The sequence below is a fragment of the Microvirga lenta genome (genome assembly GCF_020532555.1).
GTDB classification, from domain to species: Bacteria; Pseudomonadota; Alphaproteobacteria; order Rhizobiales; family Beijerinckiaceae; genus Microvirga; species Microvirga lenta.
Window position 1 is genome coordinate 455347 of sequence record NZ_JAJBBR010000005.1, and the last position, 20781, is coordinate 476127.

At 65.4% G+C, this 20781-nt stretch carries 22 protein-coding genes and 1 tRNA gene; 11 read left to right on the top strand and 12 right to left on the bottom strand.

Going from position 1 to position 20781, the window contains the following annotated elements; all coding sequences use genetic code 11:
• The first annotated feature begins 15 nt into the window (after positions 1–15).
• Positions 16–1353: an MATE family efflux transporter gene (locus LGR44_RS10530; RefSeq protein WP_226740124.1), complete on the top strand. Its 1338-nt coding sequence runs from the start codon at positions 16–18 to the stop codon at positions 1351–1353.
• A 15-nt stretch (positions 1354–1368) separates the two neighbouring features.
• Here the strand turns inward: LGR44_RS10530 and LGR44_RS10535 are convergent, their stop codons facing one another.
• Together LGR44_RS10535 and LGR44_RS10540 are read right to left on the bottom strand one after the other, a co-directional pair.
• Complete coding sequence (locus tag LGR44_RS10535) at positions 1369–2451, bottom strand: quinone-dependent dihydroorotate dehydrogenase (protein WP_226740127.1); 1083 nt, start codon at positions 2449–2451, stop codon at positions 1369–1371.
• Complete coding sequence (locus LGR44_RS10540; RefSeq protein ID WP_226740129.1) at positions 2448–2792, bottom strand: DUF952 domain-containing protein; 345 nt, start codon at positions 2790–2792, stop codon at positions 2448–2450. The genes LGR44_RS10535 and LGR44_RS10540 overlap by 4 nt, the downstream gene beginning before the upstream one ends.
• 159 nt (positions 2793–2951) lie before the next feature.
• Between LGR44_RS10540 and LGR44_RS10545 the strand changes: the two genes are divergently transcribed.
• A complete protein-coding gene (locus tag LGR44_RS10545) occupies positions 2952–3590 on the top strand; it encodes a S24 family peptidase (protein ID WP_226740131.1) in 639 nt (212 codons plus the stop codon).
• Between the two features lie 91 nt (positions 3591–3681).
• On the opposite strand, the gene LGR44_RS10550 is transcribed toward LGR44_RS10545, so the two are convergent.
• The gene (locus LGR44_RS10550) at positions 3682–5415 is read right to left on the bottom strand and encodes a lysine--tRNA ligase (protein WP_226740133.1); all 1734 of its coding nucleotides are present in this window, start codon (positions 5413–5415) and stop codon (positions 3682–3684) included.
• A 113-nt stretch (positions 5416–5528) separates the two neighbouring features.
• Entirely contained in the window at positions 5529–6416 is an 888-nt protein-coding gene (locus LGR44_RS10555) for a transporter substrate-binding domain-containing protein (protein WP_226740207.1), read from the bottom strand.
• 21 nt (positions 6417–6437) lie between these two features.
• On the opposite strand from LGR44_RS10555, the gene LGR44_RS10560 reads away from it, so the two are divergent.
• Positions 6438–8378: a glycosyltransferase family 2 protein gene (locus tag LGR44_RS10560; protein WP_226740135.1), complete on the top strand. Its 1941-nt coding sequence runs from the start codon at positions 6438–6440 to the stop codon at positions 8376–8378.
• Here the strand turns inward: LGR44_RS10560 and LGR44_RS10565 are convergent.
• From LGR44_RS10565 to LGR44_RS10575, 3 genes are all read right to left on the bottom strand, one after another.
• Positions 8321–8488 carry a hypothetical protein gene (locus tag LGR44_RS10565; RefSeq protein ID WP_226740136.1) on the bottom strand — a complete coding sequence of 56 codons (168 nt, stop codon included), beginning with the start codon at positions 8486–8488 and terminating at the stop codon, positions 8321–8323. The two genes, LGR44_RS10560 and LGR44_RS10565, sit on opposite strands and share 58 nt — an antisense overlap.
• Positions 8485–10731 carry an SF1B family DNA helicase RecD2 gene (recD2, locus tag LGR44_RS10570; RefSeq protein ID WP_226740138.1) on the bottom strand — a complete coding sequence of 749 codons (2247 nt, stop codon included), beginning with the start codon at positions 10729–10731 and terminating at the stop codon, positions 8485–8487. Before recD2 ends, LGR44_RS10565 begins: the two co-directional genes overlap by 4 nt.
• 90 nt (positions 10732–10821) lie before the next feature.
• Positions 10822–11490 (bottom strand): trna delta -isopentenylpyrophosphate transferase, encoded by a 669-nt coding sequence (locus tag LGR44_RS10575; RefSeq protein WP_226740141.1) that lies wholly within the window; start codon positions 11488–11490, stop codon positions 10822–10824.
• A gap of 365 nt (positions 11491–11855) precedes the next feature.
• Here LGR44_RS10575 and LGR44_RS10580 point away from each other — a divergent pair, with 365 nt between their 5' ends.
• Positions 11856–12506: a hypothetical protein gene (locus LGR44_RS10580; protein WP_226740142.1), complete on the top strand. Its 651-nt coding sequence runs from the start codon at positions 11856–11858 to the stop codon at positions 12504–12506.
• Between the two features lie 12 nt (positions 12507–12518).
• On the opposite strand, the gene LGR44_RS10585 is transcribed toward LGR44_RS10580, so the two are convergent.
• From LGR44_RS10585 to LGR44_RS10595, 3 genes are read right to left on the bottom strand one after another with little or no spacing between them, the layout of a single operon-like run.
• Positions 12519–13517, bottom strand: coding sequence for a metallophosphoesterase (locus LGR44_RS10585; protein ID WP_226740144.1), 999 nt, complete (start codon positions 13515–13517; stop codon positions 12519–12521).
• Positions 13514–15334: an AAA family ATPase gene (locus LGR44_RS10590; RefSeq protein ID WP_226740146.1), complete on the bottom strand. Its 1821-nt coding sequence runs from the start codon at positions 15332–15334 to the stop codon at positions 13514–13516. The genes LGR44_RS10585 and LGR44_RS10590 overlap by 4 nt, the downstream gene beginning before the upstream one ends.
• Complete coding sequence (locus LGR44_RS10595; protein ID WP_226740148.1) at positions 15334–15630, bottom strand: hypothetical protein; 297 nt, start codon at positions 15628–15630, stop codon at positions 15334–15336. The genes LGR44_RS10590 and LGR44_RS10595 overlap by 1 nt, the downstream gene beginning before the upstream one ends.
• A 287-nt stretch (positions 15631–15917) precedes the next feature.
• Between LGR44_RS10595 and LGR44_RS10600 the strand changes: the two genes are divergently transcribed.
• The 5 genes from LGR44_RS10600 to LGR44_RS10620 all read left to right on the top strand — a co-directional run bounded on the left by LGR44_RS10600 (position 15918) and on the right by LGR44_RS10620 (position 18472).
• Positions 15918–16523, top strand: coding sequence for a hypothetical protein (locus LGR44_RS10600; RefSeq protein ID WP_226740150.1), 606 nt, complete (start codon positions 15918–15920; stop codon positions 16521–16523).
• A 5-nt stretch (positions 16524–16528) separates the two neighbouring features.
• Positions 16529–16927, top strand: a complete 399-nt coding sequence (locus LGR44_RS10605; RefSeq protein WP_226740152.1) for a hypothetical protein — start codon at positions 16529–16531, stop codon at positions 16925–16927.
• A 35-nt stretch (positions 16928–16962) separates the two neighbouring features.
• Positions 16963–17238 carry a hypothetical protein gene (locus LGR44_RS10610; protein WP_226740153.1) on the top strand — a complete coding sequence of 92 codons (276 nt, stop codon included), beginning with the start codon at positions 16963–16965 and terminating at the stop codon, positions 17236–17238.
• Between the two features lie 161 nt (positions 17239–17399).
• The gene (locus LGR44_RS10615; protein ID WP_226740155.1) at positions 17400–17813 is read left to right on the top strand and encodes a VOC family protein; all 414 of its coding nucleotides are present in this window, start codon (positions 17400–17402) and stop codon (positions 17811–17813) included.
• A 155-nt stretch (positions 17814–17968) separates the two neighbouring features.
• On the top strand, positions 17969–18472 hold the full coding sequence (locus LGR44_RS10620; protein ID WP_226740158.1) for a single-stranded DNA-binding protein: 504 nt from the start codon (positions 17969–17971) through the stop codon (positions 18470–18472).
• Positions 18473–18547: 75 nt separating this feature from the next.
• On the opposite strand, the gene LGR44_RS10625 is transcribed toward LGR44_RS10620, so the two are convergent.
• Positions 18548–19456 (bottom strand): hypothetical protein, encoded by a 909-nt coding sequence (locus LGR44_RS10625; RefSeq protein ID WP_226740160.1) that lies wholly within the window; start codon positions 19454–19456, stop codon positions 18548–18550.
• A gap of 129 nt (positions 19457–19585) precedes the next feature.
• Between LGR44_RS10625 and LGR44_RS10630 the strand changes: the two genes are divergently transcribed.
• Together LGR44_RS10630 and LGR44_RS10635 are read left to right on the top strand one after the other, a co-directional pair.
• A complete protein-coding gene (locus tag LGR44_RS10630; RefSeq protein ID WP_226740162.1) occupies positions 19586–20026 on the top strand; it encodes a CoA-binding protein in 441 nt (146 codons plus the stop codon).
• A gap of 115 nt (positions 20027–20141) precedes the next feature.
• Entirely contained in the window at positions 20142–20561 is a 420-nt protein-coding gene (locus LGR44_RS10635) for a hypothetical protein (RefSeq protein ID WP_226740164.1), read from the top strand.
• A gap of 139 nt (positions 20562–20700) precedes the next feature.
• On the opposite strand, the gene LGR44_RS10640 is transcribed toward LGR44_RS10635, so the two are convergent.
• Positions 20701–20777 (bottom strand) — tRNA-Met (locus tag LGR44_RS10640).
• Positions 20778–20781: the final 4 nt, after the last annotated feature.

The following is a 20781-nucleotide window of genomic DNA, read 5'->3' on the forward strand; positions in this document are numbered from 1 at the left end:
CCTGCCGGGACCATGATGGACGGCTCCACAGCGACGCGGAGGATCGAGGTCACCCATTGGCGCATGCTGGCGCTTGCGCTGCCCATGACCCTGTCCCACGTCACGACCCCGCTCCTCGGGCTCGTCGACGCGACGGTGATCGGCAGGCTCGGCGAGGCGCACCTCCTGGGCGCCGTCGCCCTCGGCGCCGTCATCTTCGATTTCGTGTTCTGGAGCTTCGGCTCCCTGCGCATGGCCACCGCCGGGCTGACCGCCCAGGCGACGGGCGCCGGCGACCGGCATCAGGTCGATTGCACCCTGGCGCGCGCGCTGCTCGTCGGCGCCGTCGTCGGCCTCCTGCTGATCCTGCTGCAATGGCCGATCGCGACCATCGCCTTCTCCGTGGCCGGCGCGAGCGCGGCGGTGACGGAGGCGCTGTCGACCTATTTCTTCGTCCGCATCTGGGCGGCTCCCTTCACGCTGGCGAACTACGTCATCCTGGGCTCCACCCTCGGGCGCGGCCGCACCGATCTCGGATTGCTGCTCCAGGTGGCGATCAACGTGATCAACATCCTGCTGACGGCAACGCTGGTGATCGTCTTCGATCTCGGCGTCGCGGGAGCGGCCCTCGGCACGGCGGCGGCGGAGGTGGCGGGCGTGGGCCTCGGCATCGCGGTTCTGCGCCGCCTCGGCTCCAACCCCTTCTCCGTCACCTGGAGCGAGGTTCTGGACAAGGCCGCGATGCTGCAGACCATGGCCGTGAACCGGGACATCATGATCCGCAACGTGGCGCTGATCCTGGCCTTCTCGATCTTCAGCGCCCTGGGCGCGCGAACCGGCGACGTGACGCTGGCGGCCAATGCCGTGCTCTACAACATGTTCCTGATCGGCGGCTATTTCCTCGACGGCTTCGCCACCGCCGCCGAGACCCTGTGCGGCCAGAGCATCGGCGCCCGCGACGAGCGCGGATTCCGCCGCGCCGTCACCCTGAGCCTCGGATGGAGCATCGGGTTCGGCCTTGCCGTCTCCGCCCTGTTCCTGCTCGTCGGCGGCGCCTTCATCGACTTCGTGACCACGAGCGCCGATGTCCGCCTCTACGCGAGGGATTACCTGATCTTCGCCGCCCTGACGCCGCTCGTGGGCGCGGCCGCCTTCGCCTATGACGGCATCTACACCGGCGCAACCTGGACCCGGGCCATGCGCGACCTCATGGTCGTGGCCTTCGCGGTCTACGGGCTCGTGCTTCTCGCGGCCGGAAGCCTCGGCAACACGGCCTTGTGGATCGCGCTCCTGGTGTTTCTCGGCACGCGCGGCATCGGTCAGGCGGCTCTCTGCGCCAGATTGACGAAGCAGACATTCGCCAGGTTCGCGTGAGGAGCGGAGTTCCGGTCAGAGCTCCGCAGCCAGCGCACGCGCATCCCGCCCGACGGATGCGGCGAGGGTCGTGCCTTCACGGGCCAGCTTCTCCACCAGTCCGCGCTTGATGTCGCCAATCAATCCCGGCCCCTTGTAGACCATGGCCGAATAGAGCTGGACGAGGCTCGCCCCCGCCCTGATCTTCGCCCAGGCCGCCTCGGCGGAATCGACGCCGCCGACGCCTATAAGGGGAAGCTTGCGCTCGACGCGCAGGAAGGTCTCGGCCAGCATCCTGGTCGACGGCGCGAAGAGCGGCTTGCCGGACAATCCGCCCGTCTCTCCCGCGAGCGCCCTGTCCTTCAGCGTTTCTGGCCGCGCAACCGTGGTGTTGGAAACGGTGAGCCCGTCGATGCCGCGCTTCAGGGCCGTCGCCACGATGGCGTCGAGAGTCTCCAGCGAAATGTCGGGGGCGATCTTCAGGAGAACGATGGTCCTCCGTCGTCCCTCGTCCGCCGCGTCCCTCGCATCGATGCAGCGGGCAAGGAGATCGTCCAGGAACGCCTCGCCCTGAAGGTCGCGCAGGCCTGGCGTGTTGGGCGAGGAGACGTTGATGGTGAGGAAATCGACGAGACCGGAAAGGCCGCGGATGCACTGGGCGTAATCGGCGATGCGATCCGTCGAGTCCTTGTTCGCGCCGATGTTCACGCCGACGATGCCCGGTCTTCCCCGACGCCGCGCGAGGCGCTGGCGAGCCGCGTCGAGGCCGTCGCTGTTCAGTCCGAAACGGTTGATGATGGCTTCGTCCTGCGTCAGCCGGAACAGCCGCGGGCGCGGATTGCCCGCCTGCGCCCTCGGCACCACGCCACCGAGTTCGACGAAGCCGAAGCCGAGCGCGAGGAGTTGGTCAGGCACTTCGCACTGCTTGTCGAAGCCGGCCGCGAGCCCGACGGGATTGGGGAAGCGTCGGCCCATCGCGTCGACGGCGAGACGATCGTCGTCCTTGCCCGCCGTCGTGGCGGGCATCAGGGACAGCGCCCGGATCGTCATTTGATGGGCGGTCTCCGGATCGAGCGCGTGCAGGACGGGTTTCGCGAAGGGAAAGAGGCTGCCGATCATGGTGCGAGATCCGGAAAGATGTGATGGCCGTCGCTGCCGAGGGGAAGCGGCTTGACCCACAGGACGGCGGAGAGGGGCAGAGTCGCGTAGAGATGCGGAAAGAGATCGCCGCCGCGAGACGGCTCGTAGCGCAGGGCCTCTCCGAGCCGGCTCTCGTCGATGGCGATCAGCAGCAGATCGCCCTGCCCTGCGAAGTGCCTGGCCGCCGTCTCACGAACCTGTTGTGCCGTCGAGAAATGGAGGTACCCATCAATAATGTCGATGGGGGCTCCTTCGAAGAAACCGGCCTTCTCGGCATTGCGCCACAACGGTTCCGGGCAGATCTTATAGATGGTTTTCATGAGGGTTTGAGTAGCTGCGGAACGCTTAAGGAGCAACCCGAACGTGGACGAGATGTCGCTGGAAGGTCTTCGTGGTTGTCCGGGCCACAGAACAACCTTAATTCCTAACAATAGGTTCGGTTTCAGTTAGTTTTTTCGCTGCTTGCGAAGGTATATCACATGTTGTCTCACGACCGCGTTTGGGCTGCTATCGATGCGCTGGCCGCACGCCACGGCATGACCGCATCAGGGCTGGCTCGCAAGGCCGGTCTCGATGCGACGAGCTTCAACAAATCGAAGCGTACCAGTCCCGAGGGCCGGGACCGCTGGCCCTCGACGGAGTCGATTGCGAAGATCCTGCGCGCCACGGGCGCGACGCTCGAGGACTTCCTGCGGCTGGTCGAACCGTCGGGTTCGCTCCGCCGCTCCATGATCCCCCTCATCAGCATGACGCAGGCAGCCGCGGGCGCCGGAAAGCTCTTCACCGACGAGGGCCTTCCCACCGGCGGCCCCGGCTGGGACGAGATCGACTTTCCCGACTTCGGCCAGGAAAAGGTCTTCGCCCTCGAGGTGACGGGCGACACCATGGCGCCGCTCTACAGGGATGGGGACGTGCTCATCATTTCGCCGACGGCCAGCGTCCGCAAGGGCGACCGGGTGGTCGTCCGCACGACGAACGGCGAGATCCTCGCCAGGGAGCTGAGGCGCCGCTCGGCCAAGACCCTGGAACTCGCGTCCCTCATCGAAGGTCAGGAGGATCGCGTGATTCCGGCCGAAGAGGTGTCCTGGGTCGGCAGAGTCATGTGGGCGCGCCAATAGCCGCGGCGCATCGTGCGGAACCGATGCGCCGCTTAAGGGCCGGAGCATCGGATGGGCTCCAAAAGTGGCGTCCACTTTTGGGTCCGATGCTCTAGGCAGCGCGCCCGGTCTCCCTCTCCTTCAGGAAAGCCTCGTGCTCGCTCACGAGCTTGCCGGCGAGCGCCTTCTCGATGAGCGCCCGCGTTTCCTTCACGCCGTAAAGCGCCACGAAGGATCCGAAGCGCGGTCCGCGCGGCTCGCCCAGCAGCACCTGATAGATCGTGTTGAACCACTCGATCGAGACGCCCGGCCGCTCGGGTGTGGCGCCCTTTGCCTTGAAGTCCTGGTAACGCGGTTCGGCGCGGCCGACATTGTAGATCTCGTCCTGGATCGCCTCGGCGGTCGCAGGACGCTCGCCGGTCTCGAACGAGGCCAGCACTTCCGAGAGACGGCGCAGCGACGCCGCCTCGACCTCGTCGGGCAGACGATAGGTCTTCTGCGGCTTTACGAAGTCCTCGAAGTACCGCACGGCCCGTGCAGCGAGGCTGTCGAGACGGGGATGCGTTTCCGGCGAAACGCCGGGCGCATAGCGGCGGATGAAGCCCCACAGCACCGCAGGATCCTCGGAATTCGCCACGGCGACGAGGTTCAGCAGCATGGAGAAGGAGATGGTCGTGCCGGGCTGGTTGGAGCCTCCCGACGATACCAGCTCGGGCGCCGGAGGATTGCCGGCGTGAAGATGCCAGACCGGGTTCATCAGGCGCATCCGCGCATCCTGCCCCGGATACTTCTCGAGGAAGGTCAGGTAGTCGTCGACCTGCCGCGGGATCACGTCGAAGAACAGCCGCTTGGCCTCGCGCGGCTTGTTGTACATGAACAGGCCGAGACTGTCGGGCGTGCCGTAGGCCAGCCACTCGTCGATGGTGAGGCCGTTGCCCTTGGACTTCGAGATCTTCTGCCCCTTCTCGTCGAGGAAGAGCTCGTAGTTGAAGCCTTCCGGCGGCAGCCCGCCGAGCGCCGTGGCGATCTGGCCGGAGAGCTTCACGCTGTCGATCAGGTCCTTGCCGGCCATTTCGTAATCGACGCCGAGCGCAACCCAGCGCATGGCCCAGTCGGGCTTCCACTGGAGCTTGGCGTGGCCGCCCGTGACCGGTGTCTCGAAGCGTTCGCCGGTCTCCGGATCGCGCCAGACGATGGTGCCGGCATCGAGCTTGCGCTCGTCGATCGGCACCTGCATCACGATCCCGGTCTTCGGATGGATCGGCAGGAAGGGCGAATAGGATTGCTGCCGCTCCTCACGCAGCGAGGGCAGCATGATCGCCATCACCGCATCGTAGCGTTCGAGCACCGTGAGCAGGGTCTTGTCGAAGCGGCCCGCCTTGTAGCACTCGGTCGCCGACAGGAACTCGTAATCGAACCCGAAGGCATCGAGGAATTCGCGCAGCCGGGCGTTGTTGTGGTGGGCGAAGCTCTCATGCGTCCCGAACGGGTCGGGCACCTGGGTCAGGGGCTTGCCGAGGGCGGCCGCCACGAGCTCCTTGTTCGGGATGTTGTCGGGCACCTTCCGCAGGCCGTCCATGTCGTCCGAGAAGGCGACGAGGCGGGTGGGGATGGCGTCGCCGGTCAGAACCCGGAAAGCGTGCCGCACCATGCTGGTGCGCGCCACTTCGCCGAAGGTGCCGATATGCGGCAGGCCCGAGGGACCGTATCCGGTCTCGAACAGCGCCTCCTGCTTTCCCGTCCGTTTGAGCCGCTCGACGAGCTTGCGCGCTTCCTCGAAAGGCCAGGCATTCGCGGTCTGAGCGGCGTCGATGAGGGCGGGGTCGAGAGACAGGGGCTGAGGCATGTGACCAGAACTGTTGAAACGAGCGCGGCACCCTAAAGGGATTTGCGCCTCATGGGAAATCGACAATCACTCCGCCCCCTCTAGGGGACCATGCCCGCTCCGGTCAATGCGGCTTAATAGGGGCTAATGGGGAAGAAGCGCAGGTAGAGCTCGGCATATTTCCCCTCCTTCCAGAGCTGCTGGAGGGCGTAATCGAGGGCGAGCCGCAGGTTTTCGTCCTCCTTGCGGACGATGAAGCCGATGCCCTCGCCGAAGAACCGGCTTTCCAGGTAGGGCCCACCCGTGAAATCGCAGCATCCGCCGGATTCCTCGCCTCCGATCCAGAGGGCGAGGCCGAGACCGTCGGCGAAGAGATAGTCGATCTCCCCGGCCTTGAGGGCCGCCTGGGCGGCGGCGAGCTCGGGATAGGGTTTGAGTGCGGCGGCGGGCATGAAGGCCTTCGCATAGGCCTCGTGCGCCGTGCCTCCGACGATGCCCACGGTCTTGCCCTGGAGCGATTTCACGTCGGGAACGGGCATGTTGCGATCCTTGCGGACCGCGAAGCGGGCGGGAATCTTGAAATACGGCGAGGTCACGCCGAAGCCCCGCCGCAGATCGGCGGTCAGGGGAATGGCGGCCGCAACCACATCACCCTGTCTGTCGGCCAGGGCATCGAGGAGCGTGTCGAACCGGCGCACCTGGATCGTGCAGGTCAGGTTCAGGCGTTCGCAGGCCGCACGGGCCAGCTCCACGGAAAATCCCGTCGGATTGCCGTCGAGCCCAGGGAAATGCAGCGGCGGAAAATCGTCGTCGACCAGGAACCGGACGGTCCGCGTCCCGGCCAGATCAGGCCGCTCCAGCTGTGCCCGCGGGTCCCAGAAGTTGGGAATGGCAACCCCTTGCGCCTGGACGATGACCGGGACCGAGCCGAGCACGAAGGCCAGCAGGAAGGAGTGAGGCCGCCAATGGACGGGGTTGATCCCATGAAGGAAGCGCGCAACAATTGAAACTATATAACGCATCTTCAACTGCCGATATCCTTCTTGCAGGCATCTTCGCACGAATTCGGGGGACTTCCTCTGCCTGTCAGGCAGGGTCTAGCGGACGGGTCCCGCCAGTCAACCGCTCACCTGCGGATGCTGCCGGTCGAGATCGGGTTTCTGGCCCATCACGGCTACCCTCCCGATGCCCTGCACAAGGCCGCCATTCTCGCGTCTCGGGCCGGGGTCACGCCGGACATGTTCCTGATCAAGGGCGGGTATGTGGGGGAGAGCGACTTCTACCGCGCCCTGGCGGCGGAGCTGGCCCTGCCCTTCACGAGCGCACCCCGCCTGTCCGCCCAGGCGCGCTTTCCGGACGCCATCATGAGCGGGCTCGCCCCCAGCCTATCGGGGGGCTTCGTCATGGCCCCTCAGGGCTCCTCCCTTGCCTGGCTTCTCAGGAAGCGCCGGTCCATGCGGAGCCCGGTCGCGGTCACGACCCCGACACGGCTCGCCAGAGCGGTGTTCGGAACACAGGCCAGAAGGATCGCCTATCGCTGCGCCAACGAATTGCCCGACCGTGCCCCGGACCTGTCGAACCGGGACCAGGTCAGTCCAGGGCAGATCCTGATCCTGTCGGCAACGGCGCTGCTCCTGTCCTTCTGCGGCGGGCTTTTTCCCGAGCCGACTCTGACGGCGCTCGGTGTGGCGCTGGGTCCGCTCTTCCTCAGCGGCGTGACGATGCGGCTGGCGACAGCCATGGTCGCCAAGCCGGTCAAACCGGCGACACAGCCTCCGCGGGCATCCGATGCCAGCCTGCCGGTCTATACGGTGATCGTGGCGCTTTACCGGGAGAAGAAGGTCGTCCCGGGCCTCATCGCGGCGTTGACGGCCCTCGACTGTCCTCCAGCCAAGCTCGACATCAAGCTGGTGCTGGAAGCAGACGACCGGGAGACCCCGGCCGCCCTTGCCGCCGTCCGCCTTCCTGCCTTCATCGAGGTGATCGTGGCGCCTTCCGGGATACCGCGAACCAAGCCGCGTGCGCTCAACATCGCCCTGCCCCTGGCACGAGGACACTTCACCGTGGTCTACGATGCGGAGGACGTGCCGGACCCGGACCAACTGCGTCTGGCAGTCGCGACATTCTCAAGGCTCCCGCGGAACGTGGCCTGCCTTCAGGCGCGGCTCACCATCGACAACACGGACGATTCCTGGCTCACGCGGCTCTTCACCATCGAGTACGCGACCCTGTTCGACGTGTTCAACCCGGGTCTCTCCGAGATCGGAAGTCCCATCGCCCTCGGCGGAACGTCCAATCACTTCCGCACGCCCATTCTCAAGCGGATCTTCGGCTGGGACGCCTGGAACGTGACCGAGGACGCGGATCTCGGGATCCGCCTGGCAAGGCTCGGCTATCTCATCGAGGATCTTCCCTCCTCCACCAACGAGGAGGCGCCGCGCACCCTCAGGGCCTGGATGCACCAGCGGACCCGCTGGATGAAGGGATACATGCAGACATGCATCTCCCACTCGCGCCAGCCCGGAAGAACCTTGTCCCAGCTCCGCCTGTGGCGCTTCATCGGGGCTGCGGTCCTCACTCTCGGGACGGTTCTCAGCGCGCTGCTCTATCCGCTCTTCACAGTGCTGACCGCCCTGCTCTGGTTCAGAGAGCCTGTGGCCGCAGAGAACAGTGAATGGGCAAGGCTGCTCTATTCCGGCAGCCTCGCGCTCTTCGTCTCGGGGGTGGCGGCCGTGTTCATTCCCGCAATCGTGGCTCTCAAGCGCCGGGGCCTGTGGCGGCTTCTGCCGTGGCTCCCGGTGCTTCCGGTTTATTACGTCCTGGTGAGCTGTGCCGCATGGCGAGGACTCTGGGAGCTGACCGTCGCCCCCTTTCGCTGGAACAAGACGAGCCACGGCTTGGCGCGGACCTCACGCGCCGGACTGCTTCAGAAGCACCAGGCGAGACCGGCAAGGACCAGATCGTTGAAGACCGAGCCGCCATAGCGCCACCAGAGGAGACCGCCTGACGCGACGAGGCACAGGGCGGCCCCGGCGATCAAGGCGCCTCCCGACCACCGCTCCGACCGGCCTGCCTGTTCGGTTTCGAGGCTCATGGGCTCTCCGACTGCGATGACCTGATTATAGTATCAACTTCGCGTGGCGGAAGACCTGAGCCTTGAAGACAGGCTCGAAGCCTCGTCCAGCGCGGCTCCTCCTCGGCGGCGGCCGCCTGTTCCAGGGCCGCGCGGCTGCCGACCAGCACCACGAGCCGGCTCCCCCGCGTCACTCCCGTGTAGAGAAGTTTGCGCCGCAGCATCGATGTCTGGCCCAGCCCGACGGGGATGACCACGGCGGGGTATTCGGAGCCCTGCGCCTTGTGGATGGTCGTGGCGTAGGCGAGCACCAGTTCGTCGAGCTCCTTGAAGCCGTAGCTGACGAGGCGATCGTCGAAGGCGACGGAGATTTCCCCGTCGGATCGGCTGACCTCGCGCACGATTCCGACCTCGCCGTTATAGACGTCCCGGTCATAATCGTTCCTGACCTGCATGACCTTGTCGCCGGGGCCGAAGATCCAGCCGGCCCGATGAATGCTGTCGGGGCCCGGCGGGTTGAGGATCTGCTGCAGCTCGCCGTTCAGCATGTTGGTGCCCAGGCGCCCCCTGTTCATGGGGCAGAGCACCTGGATGTCCCGCACCGGATCGAGATCGAACCGCCGCGGAATGCGATCCCGCACGAGGAGGGCGACCTTGGCCATGGCGTCCGCCGGGCTCCCGGCCTCCACGAAGTAGAAATCCGACTCCGCCGCAGGCTGCAGGTCGGGAACGGCACCACGGTTGATGGCATGAGCTGCCGCGATGATGCGGCTCTCCTGCTCCTGACGGAAGACCTCGTTCAGGTGAACGACCGGAACATGGCCCGAGGCGATGATGTCGGCGAGCACCTGTCCCGGACCGATGGAAGGGAGCTGGTCCACGTCCCCGACGAGCAGCAGGGAGGCACCGTCCGGCAACGCTCGCACCAGGGCGGCCATGAGCCGGATGTCGAGCATGGAGGCCTCGTCGACCACCACGAGATCACAGTCGAGCGGCACCTTGGCATTGCGGCGAAAGCCACCTTCGGAGGCTTCGAGAAGGCGGTGGATGGTCCTGGCCGGAAATCCGGTGCTTTCCGCAAGCCGCTTGGCTGCTCGTCCGGTCGGCGCACAGAGCGCAATCTTCAGCTCGTGCTCGGACGAGAGATGGGTGATCCCCCGGATCAGCGTCGTCTTTCCGACGCCGGGTCCGCCGGTGACCACGAGCACCTTTTCCCGGAAGGCCGCAGCCAGAGCCCGGCGCTGGCTCGACGAGTAGGAGACGCCGATGGCGGCCTGGGCGCGGTCGACCGCCTCGGCTGCCTTCAATCCGCTCCACGGATGCTCACCTCTGGCGAGATCCTTCAGGCGCTGCGCGATGTAGAGCTCGGCGCCATAGAGATGCTTGAGGAAGATGCAGCGCCGCCCGCGCAGATCGTCCGCAATCACGAGCCCGGCTTGGCATTGAGCCTGGAGCACAGGCTGCAGTTCATTCTCAGGCACATCGAGCAGCATGCCTGCCTGCCGCAGCAACTCCTCGACGGGAAGGCCCGTGTGCCCCTCCTTCATGGCATCGGCGAGCACGCTCGTCAGACCGGCCTGCAGGCGCACCCGCGCCGTGGGGTCGATGTCGAGCCGCATGGCGATCTGGTCCGCCGCCGAAAACTCGAAGCCCGGAATGTCGAGGGCGAGGCGATAGGGATTGGCCGAGATGATCTCCACGGCGCCTGCACCGTAGATGCGGTAGATCCGCGTCAGCAATGCGCTGCCGATCTCATGATCGCGCAGGAAGGCGGCAATGTCGCGCAAGGTGCGGTGTTCGGCCCAGGCCTCCGCGATGCCCTGCGCTTTGGCCATGCCGATACCGTGCACGCGGGTCAGGTCGTGCGGGCGGCGCTCGATGACATCGAGAATGCGAGCCCCGAAGGACGCGATGAGGCGTTGCGCGCAGGCCGGCCCGACACCGCGCAGCAGACCCGATCCGAGATAGCGCTGAAGCTCCTCCGCCGTCGTGGGGGCGGACGTGACGAGCGAGGTGGCACGGAACTGAACGCCGTGGTTCCGATCGTTCAGCCATGCTCCGCTGGCCTCCACGACCTCGCCCATGGCGACCGCAGGCGCATGGCCGACGACCGTGACGGGCTTGCGGTGTCCCCGCGCCTTCACCCGCAGGACGCAGAAGCCGGTCTCGTCATTGTGGAAGGTCACGCGCTCCACCGAGCCGACGAGATGCTCCGACAAGGTCAGGGCAGCTTGCTCGGCCGTGGAACCGGAGGTTTTCAGCATCGATGGAATCGACCGCGGGCGAGGATCCGCGCCTCAAAGGCAAAAGGCGGAGCGAAAGCCCCGCCTTGTCGGCATGTCATGGAGAGCGGCTTAGGCTGCCTTCTTGGTCGGCCAGCCGAGCTCGACGAGGCGCGCCTTCGCGAAGTCGCGGATCTCATCGCGCACTCCTTCGGGCAGGTCGTTGAGGATCTTCTGCGTGTCGGCGTGCAGCATGAGATCGGTGACGGCGTTGATGTTCTTCGCCTTCGTGATCTTCTGCTTGAGATCGGCCTCGATGGAGGTGTCGGAGCCGGCGACCTCGACCTTCGTCCTGTCGCTCTTCTCCGTCTTCTCGACCTCGACCTGCGGCTCGCCCGCACCCGGACGGCTGTTCCTGAACTCGTCGGCTTCCTCCTCCGAATAGACGAGGCCGTGCAGTTCGATGAGCTTGAGGATCACGCGGTCCTTCGCACGCTTCTCCGCCATCGCATAAACATAGGCCGCCTGCTTTCCGGAGACGCGGTAATTCACGCCGATCAGCGCCTCGCCGATCGACCATTCCACGCGCTCGCCCATGCGGCCCGTCACCAGGATGACGGCCTCGTCGCGCTCGGCGCGCACGATGGTGGGGGCGTCGAACTGAATCTGCGCCTGCGCCGCAATGCGCTCGAGAGCCTTGTGATAGATGACGGCCGTTCCCTGGACGCGCCAGACGTTGCCGGCCATCGGCTCACCGAACTTTGCAAGCACCTCGGCAATCTTCTTGTCTGTCGTATTCATCTCAGTTCCAACTTTCAAAGGAGCCCGCGAAAGGTCCCACGCTCTTCTCGAAGCCTTCGTCCCGGGCCGGCGTGTTCGTTATTTGTTCTATAACAAATCGGGCCGAATCCGTCCAGTTGCAAGGGAGTAGACCTGCCCCCGAAAGCCTTGCATCTGAAGGGTTTTCGCAGCAGCGGCGTTTTGCCTCAAGGTAAGCCCAAGTCAAGCTTGGCGCTTTTCTCCCTGGAGATCGATCCAGATGCTTGCCGGGTTTGACGGACTGCTATTCGTTCTATATTTGTTCTGCAGTCATGAACTGTCCTGATCCCGGAGAATGCTCGCCGGGAGGGACTGCATGACGGTTTCACGCCACGCTGGAGAACCTGATGTCCGCTCAAGCGATCCTCGACCTCCCGGTTCGACGCTCCGGCCGCCGGCCCTCGTCGCGCCGGACGCAGAGGAGTCAGGCGACCCCGGTCACCCGCAACGGCCTCATCGCCGATTTCCTGGCGATCTGCGAGCTCGACCCCGAGGTGGAGGCCCTGCGCGCCCAAGCCGAGACCGCCGAGTTCGACGTCGGAGACGGCATCATCGGGCATGTGGCCGATTTCGAGATCGTCAGGGACGGCACCCCCCATCTCGTGGACGTGGTCACGGACGACGATCTCATCAACCATCCCATGCGGGCGGCCGCCCTTCACGGCATCGCCTCCGCGGATGGACGCCCCTTCGTCATCGAGACGGCGGCGAGCATCCGCGCAGAGCCGCGCTTCACCACGGTCCGCCTCATCATGGCCTGCAAGCGCACGCCTGTGACCGCCGGCGACCGGGTCCGCATCCTGCATCAGCTCGACGAGAGCGGAGCCATGCGGCTGGTGGACTGCGCCAGCGCGGTCATGAACACCGCCGACGGCGTCGCGGCCGTGCTGGCTCTCGCCTGCGAGGGACTGATCGCGGTCGACATCAGCCGCCCGATCCTTCCGGAAACGCAGGTCAGGCGTCGGCGCCTGCCCTATTCGGATCCGTTCGGCTTCTAGAGCGGCCTCAAGTCACGAGCGGGCGTGACGCTCCACAGCCTCTCCGAGCAGCGACCGCACGATGGCGCGGACCGCGTCGGACGTATTGTCCTGCGAGAACTTGGCCTCGATCTCGTCGCGGACGATGGAGCCGTCGCCGCTGCGCTTCAGCTCGGTCGGCGACTCGGCCTGGAGCAGGGTCACGAAGGCGCTCTCGACCTCGCGCGCGACCGCCGAGCCGTCGGCCGCATCGACGACACGGCCCGTCAGGTCGAACACGTTGGCCTCGAAGGGGAGCGGCTGCGCTTCGAGCGCACCGCTGCCGTCCAGGATCCACGCGCGGGGAACGTGATCGACGAGATCCACCGATTGCCGGGTGATGTTGCCGGGATTGAGCCAGCGGGTGCGCCCCGCCTGCACCGACTTCTGCGTCTTGTGAATGTGTCCGTTGACGAGAACGTCGCACCCCTCGACGGCAAAAGGCGGGACCGCCCCGGGATAGCCGCCCTCGAAGGCGATGTCGTGATGCGTGAACCAGGCCTGCAGATCGAGGCCGGAGAAAGACCCGCGCACATCGGTCGGAATGGCTTGGCCATAGGGCGTCATGCCGACACCCAACCGGCGTTCCTCCAGCTGGACCTCGACCACGGGCGCCGAGGCGGCAACGACGTCGACCACGTCGCACAGACCCAGCAGAGCCAGCGTATCGCCGTCGGTCAGGGTCGTATGCTGAATGTCGTGATTGCCCACATTGACGATGGGCCGGTGCCGGAAACCCTTCAGCGTCCGGATAAGCTGGTTCTTCAGCGCCTCGTCCGTCTCGACGGGCCGGTCGAACAGGTCGCCGAGGATGACGACCGCCAGCCCGCGTTCGTTGGCGATCCCGACGCAGCGCTCGAGCTTAGTCAAAACCGGGAGCGGCCATTGGAGATCCTTGCGCCGGCCCGGACGGCGGGATCCCACGTGGGGATCCCCGATCACGAGAAGGCCATTGCAGGCGATGGGCTTCAGCTGTTCTCCGGACAGGATCATGCGGTCAGTCGCTCCACCGTTGAATGGGCGTGATGGTTCAACAGGCTTTCGGCATTCACGGGCGAGCCGCAGGTCGGGCAAAGCCCGCCTGTCTCCTCGACGAGCCGTGCCATCTCGGCCTGGATCGATTCCAAGCCGAGGCCGATCTGCGCCAGCCGCTCCCGTGCGAGCGCGGCAGCGCTGCGGGTTTCCACCAGCCGGGACAGGATGTTTTGGGCCGGCGCCGTCTTTTCAAGAGGCGGCGCGGCTTCCGGCATGGCGCGCAGCGCATCGAGGCGCGCCCGGCTGCGGGCCAGCGCTTCCGCCGCCTGGACGACTTGCCGCCCGATGCGCTCGCGCTCGCGGGAACGCTCCAGATTGCTGGCAAGCCTGGCAAGGCGCTCCGGCTCGGGCAGTTGCGCGGTCGCCTGCGCCCGCGCCTGCACCCGAGCCAGCTTCTCTCGAAGTTGCGCCAGTGAGATCGCGCAATCCCGCATCTGCTGCAGACGTGCGTCGGCAGCCTTGATCTCCGTCGCCTGATCGCGGGCGGCAGCAAGCCTCTTCTTCAGCAGGTCGAGCTCTTCGAACCCTTCGAGCGCCTCGGTCAGCCCGATCAGCTCCCGCTCACCGGTGCGGACGAACGTGTTGTCCCGAGTGCAGCGCTCGCGATGAATGACGAGCATATCGCGGATGTAGCTCGCCTCCTGACCGATGGAGAGCACCGCCGACCGGCGCGAGGCGGTCTCGCCCAAGAGGAAGACCGGGAATTTCTGATGCGCGATATGAACGTCGAGTTCCTCCACCTTTCTGATCTGGAAGAGGTCCGCCACCCAGTCCGGCACGGCCCGGCCGCCGGTTTCGTAGCGCATGCCCTGCTCTTCGACCACGGATCCATCCGCCTCGTGCAACGACCACACGTTGACCGGCGTACGGCGCGGCTGGCGCGTAAAGCGCAGAATGCGTCGTCCCGCGACGCCGATCTCGACCAGAGCGGACTTCGCGCCGGCCCGCACGAGACTGTCGCGCGCTTCGCCATAGAACACGGCGCGCAGGGCACGAATGAAGGTCGACTTGCCGCGATTGTTCGGACCGATCAGCGCATTCACGCCGGGACTCAGATGCAGCGTGGCATCCTTGTAGGCCTGAACGTTGACCAGTCGGATGAAGCGCAGGCCCGGCCGCACGTCGTCCCATGCGGCGCTGCAATCCGCAGACTGCACGCCGACTCCGTTCAGTGGCTCGCCCGTGATCCGCGCAATGTGAAACTGTCCGGAAAACTGCGACAGGTCGTGGTGGGATACCGCGAGGCATTGGACGCCGAGGCGCGCAGCACCGTCCTCCAGAACCCGATAGAAGGAGGAGACGCGGTCGGGTGCAATCCAGCAATCCGCCTCGTCGAGAGCAAGGAACCGCGCGACGTCCGCCTTCACCACGGCGATCAGGCGCAAGGCCATGCCGACGACGTTGGTGAGCGCTCCGCCATTGTCCTCCAGCACGTCCTCCAGGGTCCCGTCCGGCCGGGCGACACAGATATCGAGGGAGGCAAGACCCCGCTCCGTCGAGAGGTCGAGAGCGACGGGTTTTTCGCCAGGCAGGACCTCCTGCACCAGGGCGGTCAGCAGCGTCTCGAAAGCGGCCAGGTTGCGCCGGTTGGCGCTGCCATGCACCGCCTCGATGAAAGCCTCGACCTCGTCCTTTACGGCAAGGCGCCCCTTGGCGAACTCGATCTCCCGCCTCAGCTCTTCGACACGCGCCTTGGCGGCATCGCGGCGTCCTTCGAGACGCGCAATCGACGCCTCGATCCGCGTCACCTCGTGATCGACGGCATCGGCACGCATCAGCGCTCGCCTCCAAGCTGCTTCAGCCGCGCTTCGATGTCCCGCAGCGCTGCTCCGAACTCCTCCACGCGCTTGGCATTCTGCGCGGACGCGTCCTCGATCAACTGCCGGATCGCCGCTTCGTCATCCGTTCCGAACTCCGCCCGCGCGTGCTCGCGCGCCTGCTCGAGCTCCCGTGTCAGGCGCTCCACCTCGCCCTCCGCACGGATGCGCTCCGCCCGCAGCTTCTCGAATGTCGAGCGCATCTCCTCGAGCCGCCTGAGGTTGTCGGATTCCAGGCGCGTCAGGTTAGTCATGTCGCGAGAACTCCACTGCATTCCTAGGACCCAGATTCAATCAAGCTGGGCCGTTTCTTCTGGCGAGACCTTCGCCTCAATTTCGGCCGGATGATAGTCGATTTCTTCAATCCTGACGCCCCTTCCCCCACATAGTGGCCGTTACTCCAAGATTACAGTCCGGAAGCTCACCGTTTGCTTGACACGGGGCGCGCTCGCGTTATGTTCTTGTTTTGTTCCAGTTGCGTTAGATGCATTCGAGATTTGGCGGCAATGAGGCGGGATGAACCCGCTGGAGGAATGTCGGCATGATGGCGACGGCGGCGGAGCGTCCGATCTTCGAGAACGAGGAATGGCTCGTGACGGAGAGCGGCCTCGAACACAAAATGACAGGCTACTTCATCGAGCGCGAAAGCTTGGCCAATCGCCGCAGCGACGGCCTCTGGACGTGGCCGATGCAGATGGCGGAGAAGAGCTGGTGCGCCATGCCGCTTTTCGCGGAAGCCTTCTCCTGCGCCGCCTCCGTCTATGAGGTCGAGACCGGAACCGATCTCGCGCAGACATTCAGGCTGGCCCGCAGCGAGATTTCCGCGTGGCCGGACGGGGCGAAGCCGAATGGAAATCCGGCTCCGCGGATGCTGGGGACCTTGCAGTCGAAGGATCCGAATCCCATCTTATGGGAGCCGGAGCGCACTGAAAAAGCCTCGAGAGATCAAGGCTTCCAAGCTCCAGGCGAGAACCCGCGCAGACATGCCCCGACGGGCGCGCGGGCGCTTTCTGCGAACGCCCGTCTGCGCGAGACGCAGGTGGGCATGGTGAGGGCCACGGCCCTCCCGTGGCGGACATCGCATCGTCTTCAACGAACCGGAACGAAGCTCGTGCGGCTGCTCCAGGCAGCCTGGAGCATAAGGTGAATCCAATGCCCAGCTTGGGATTCGAAGGATGGAACAGCTTTGGCCCGAGCGGTGATGATGCGGCAGGCCACGAGCCCGAGACCGCGGACGAATTCGCGCAGCAGGTGATCCACGCGATCTGCCATGCCAGCGTGACCGCATCGGTCGGCCGCCGTACCTATGAGCGTTGCCTGCGGGCGCTGGCCTTCGGCTCGACCACACGGCTCGGCTTCCGGCATCCCGGCAAGGCCGATGCCATCGACCTGGTCTGGCGCGAGCGGAACCGCCTTTACGACGAATACCTCGCGAGCCCCGACAAGCTTGCCTATCTGGCGACGCTTCCCTGGGTGGGGCCCGTGACGAAACACTCCCTGGCTCGCCGGCTCGGCCTACTCGCCGAGCATGAGCATCGGGCCGTGGCTTGAACCGCAAGAAGAACGACAAGAAGAGGTGTCATCGAATGTCTAAAGTCCGTGCAAGCAATGTCGGCTTCTGCGTCGTCGACAGCAACGCCGATGTGATCGCAGACAACCTGGTCCACCGCATCCGCGAGGCCGCCGCCGAGATGGAGAGCCAGGTCAACCGCCTCTACCGCGGTCGACAGGCGTACGATCTCAACGAGGGCTCCAGGCAGGATCTCGAAAAGGCGATCGAGCGGCTGAACTACATGGCAAAGACCCTGCGCGACGTTCAGAGCGAGCAGAGCCAGGTGGTCTATCTGCAGGCTGCCGAGTAACCAGCAGACGATGAACGACACAAGGGAGCGGTGAGCATAATCACCGCTCCCTTTTTGCTGTCCGCTCTCCGCACCTCGCCCGCATCATCGGCTGTCGCGCCGTCGCAGGCGATCGGGTAGGCTTCGGCATTCAGCAGCGACAATCATCGGGAGGATGCCGAATGCCACAGCTGAACGGGGTTTTGGAAACGGCTCTCTATGTCGACGATCTCTCGCGCGCCCGGGAGTTCTACGAAGGCATCCTGCACCTCAAGCCCGTCTATTCCGATCAGCGCCTATGCGCCTTCGATGTCGCCGGCAAAAGCATTCTCCTGCTGTTCAAGCGCGGTGCCTCGACCGAACTCATGCGGATGCCGGGCGGCACGATCCCGCCGCATGACGGCAGCGGTCCGCTCCATATCGCCTTGGCGGTCGCGCCGGATGATCTCGCTGCCTGGGAGGAGCACCTGTCGGCCAGGGATGTGACGATCGAGGGCCGCACGAAGTGGTCCCGCGGCGGCGAGAGCATCTATTTCCGCGACCCGGACGGGCATCTGCTGGAACTTGCGACGCCGGGGCTCTGGCCCACCTATTGAGACCAGGCATGCCGCCGTCGCTTCGCTTGCAAATTATTGCGAACAAATGTAGAACATGAAGCGATGCCCCTGTCGGGGCAGGAGAGCGTAAACGGACCCGGGCGAGGCTGGTCGAGGACCAGCGGCAGGCTCGGGAGAGATGAGGAGAGGCTCCGATGGCGGGCAGCGTGAACAAAGTGATCCTTGTGGGGAATCTGGGGCGTGACCCGGAGGTGCGGCGGCTGAACTCGGGCGAGCCGGTAGTGAACCTTCGCATTGCCACGTCTGAGACGTGGAAGGACAAGGCCTCGGGCGAGCGCAAGGAGAAGACCGAGTGGCACTCGGTGGTGATTTTCAACGAGAACCTGGCGCGGGTGGCGGAGCAGTACCTGAAGAAGGGCTCGAAGGTGTACATCGAGGGCCAGCTTCAGACGCGCAAGTGGCAGGACCAGCAGGGTCAGGAGAAGTACACGACCGAGATCGTGCTGCAGCGCTTCCGGGGCGAGTTGACGATCCTGGACAGCCGCGGCGGGGGCGGGGCGTCCGAGTACGGCGACGACGAGCCGGGCCAGATCAGAAGCGGCGGAGACTTCGGACGGTCCTCCCCGATGGAAAGACGGCCGGAGCCGGCGAGCAGCGGATCGCGCTACAACGATCTCGACGACGATATCCCGTTCTAGTCCAGGTTATTCTTGGAAACCCTACTTTTGGAAATCCGGGTCTCAGCACCCGGATTTTTTGCATTCGGAGAGGGCCTAGAAATCGACCTGGGTCTTCCCCCCGGCTTCGCGCGATCGCTGAGCCCGCTCGATCTCCCGCAACCTGCGCGCCCTCTCCTGCAGCTCGTCCCGGCTCGGCAGCCACCAGCCGCGGCTCTCCCTCAGCTCAAGCCCCTCCCCTTCGGGAGCAGGTTTGGTGCTGTAGACTTCCTGCAGCCATGGCATACGCCACCTGGCCCAGACATAGCCTGACAAATTCCCCTGCAGGTGGGGATAGAACTCCCTGACCGCCTCGTCCCTCACCCCCTCGTCGATCTCCTCGAATACGACCACGCCCCAGGCCGGAGTCGAGACCGGACGCTCGAGAGGCGGGAGATCGTCGCCAGGCACGGGATAGCGCCTGCGGCGGCGCTCGGCCTGGACGCGATCGGATGCGCCGGAGGGGCGGCTCTTCTGCTCCTCCCGCCGCCTTCTCCTGGCCTCGGGTTCATTGCGCCGCGCGGCCTCCTCGATCTCCGGCCAGCGCCTGCGCAATTCCTCGTAGGAGCGGAACGGCACGCGCCAGATCCTGTTCGCGGAGTCCCACCACGCCCAGGGAATCGTCCGCATGATCTCCACGACCGTGCGGGAATAGGGTGTGCGAACCTGCAGGTCGTCTTGGGCGGCGAGATAGGGGCTGGTCAGCGGATCGAAGATGAACGCATCGCGTCCCTTGGCATCCGCATGGCGGTCCAGCGCTTCCAGCTCCTGGGACATCCAGGCGTCGAGCCGGCGGACGGCTGTCGTTCCCGGAACGAACCAGCGCTCCTCCGCCCCGCGCCAGCGGGCTCGTGGGAAACTCTCCTTGAAGCGCCGCACCAGATCCCGGTCATAGGGAAAGGACGCGAAGGCTCCGGGCCGGTCTCCGTCGGCTGGCGTCACCTGAAATGCGGACGAAAGCTCCATCGGTCGGTTCCATCGGCGGACTGCTCACCGGCATCCGCCTTACGACAACCGCAACATCCGAAACTTTGATCCCGATCCGCCGGTTGGAACCGCCTGCGAACCGAGACGATTGGTGAGGCGGAGGGTGCCATGCAGGCCGATACGCACATCGATCATCAGGCCTATACGCCTGACTATCTCCGCAACGTCCTCGAAGGGGTGAGGACCATTGCGGTCGTGGGGGCGAGTACCGATCCCTGGCGCCCCAGCTTCGGCGTCATGAGCTATCTCGGCCGGGCCGGCTACCGGCTCATTCCGGTGAATCCCACAGCCCTTGGCCAAACGCTCCAGGGCGAGCCCTTCCGGGCCCGCCTCCAGGAGATCGACGAGCCGGTCGACCTCGTCAACGTCTTCCGCCGCCCCGAGCACGTTCCGGACGTGGTCGAGGATGCAATCGCCATCAAGGCCCCTGCCCTCTGGCTCCAACTCGGCATCGCTCACCCGCAGGCCGCTGTTCGGGCCGAGGCTGCAGGTCTTCGCGTCGTCATGAACCGCTGCATCAGCATCGAGCACTCCCGCCTGCTCCGCTGAAATCCTTGCGTGGAAACAGTTTCCGGCCTCTCCAGCAGCTCGCCATCAACGTTTCGTTAACCATAATCGCTCATTCTGCCTCTGCGGTTCGTAGAGTTTCTGGAGGTGACGGCTGATGGCGCAGAAGAGCTTCGCCGAAACGATTGATGAGAGACTTGCGGCGATCGAACGGATCGTCGCTTCCCTTGTGGAGGATGGCGGGCAGGAAGACCTGCGGGACCTGCGCGTGCTTTTGATCGATGTGATCGGTCTGCTCAAGCGCGACCCGGGGGTCGAGGCCTCCGTCGACGACCTGTACGCGGCCGCTCGTTCGGTTGTGGTTGACAGGGGTGTTGGTTTTCAGCCTCTGGCGCGCAAGCAGCGTCTGTTGCGGGATGCGCGCCAGCGTTTTCACGACCGTCTTCTGTGTGCGGCGTCGGTTGTGGGCCCGGAGGAATACCGGGAGCTTTATGGAGCGGCGTCGGCGTGGTCGCGGCCGGTCGATGCCGGGGCGGTTCGGGTCGACCTGGGCTGGTACCGCAAGCTGTCGGCGTAGGCTGCGTGCGCGGCCTTTTTCAGGGGGGCGCCGAACAGCAAAAAGCCCTCCGCGCGCTTGGCGCTGGAGGGCTCTCGTCAGTTTTCAGATACACAAAAAGCCCCTGACGTTTGTGGCGTTCAGGGGCTTTTTGTGTGGTTGGTTGCGGGGACAGGATTTGAACCTGTGACCTTCAGGTTATGAGCCTGACGAGCTACCGGGCTGCTCCACCCCGCGCCAG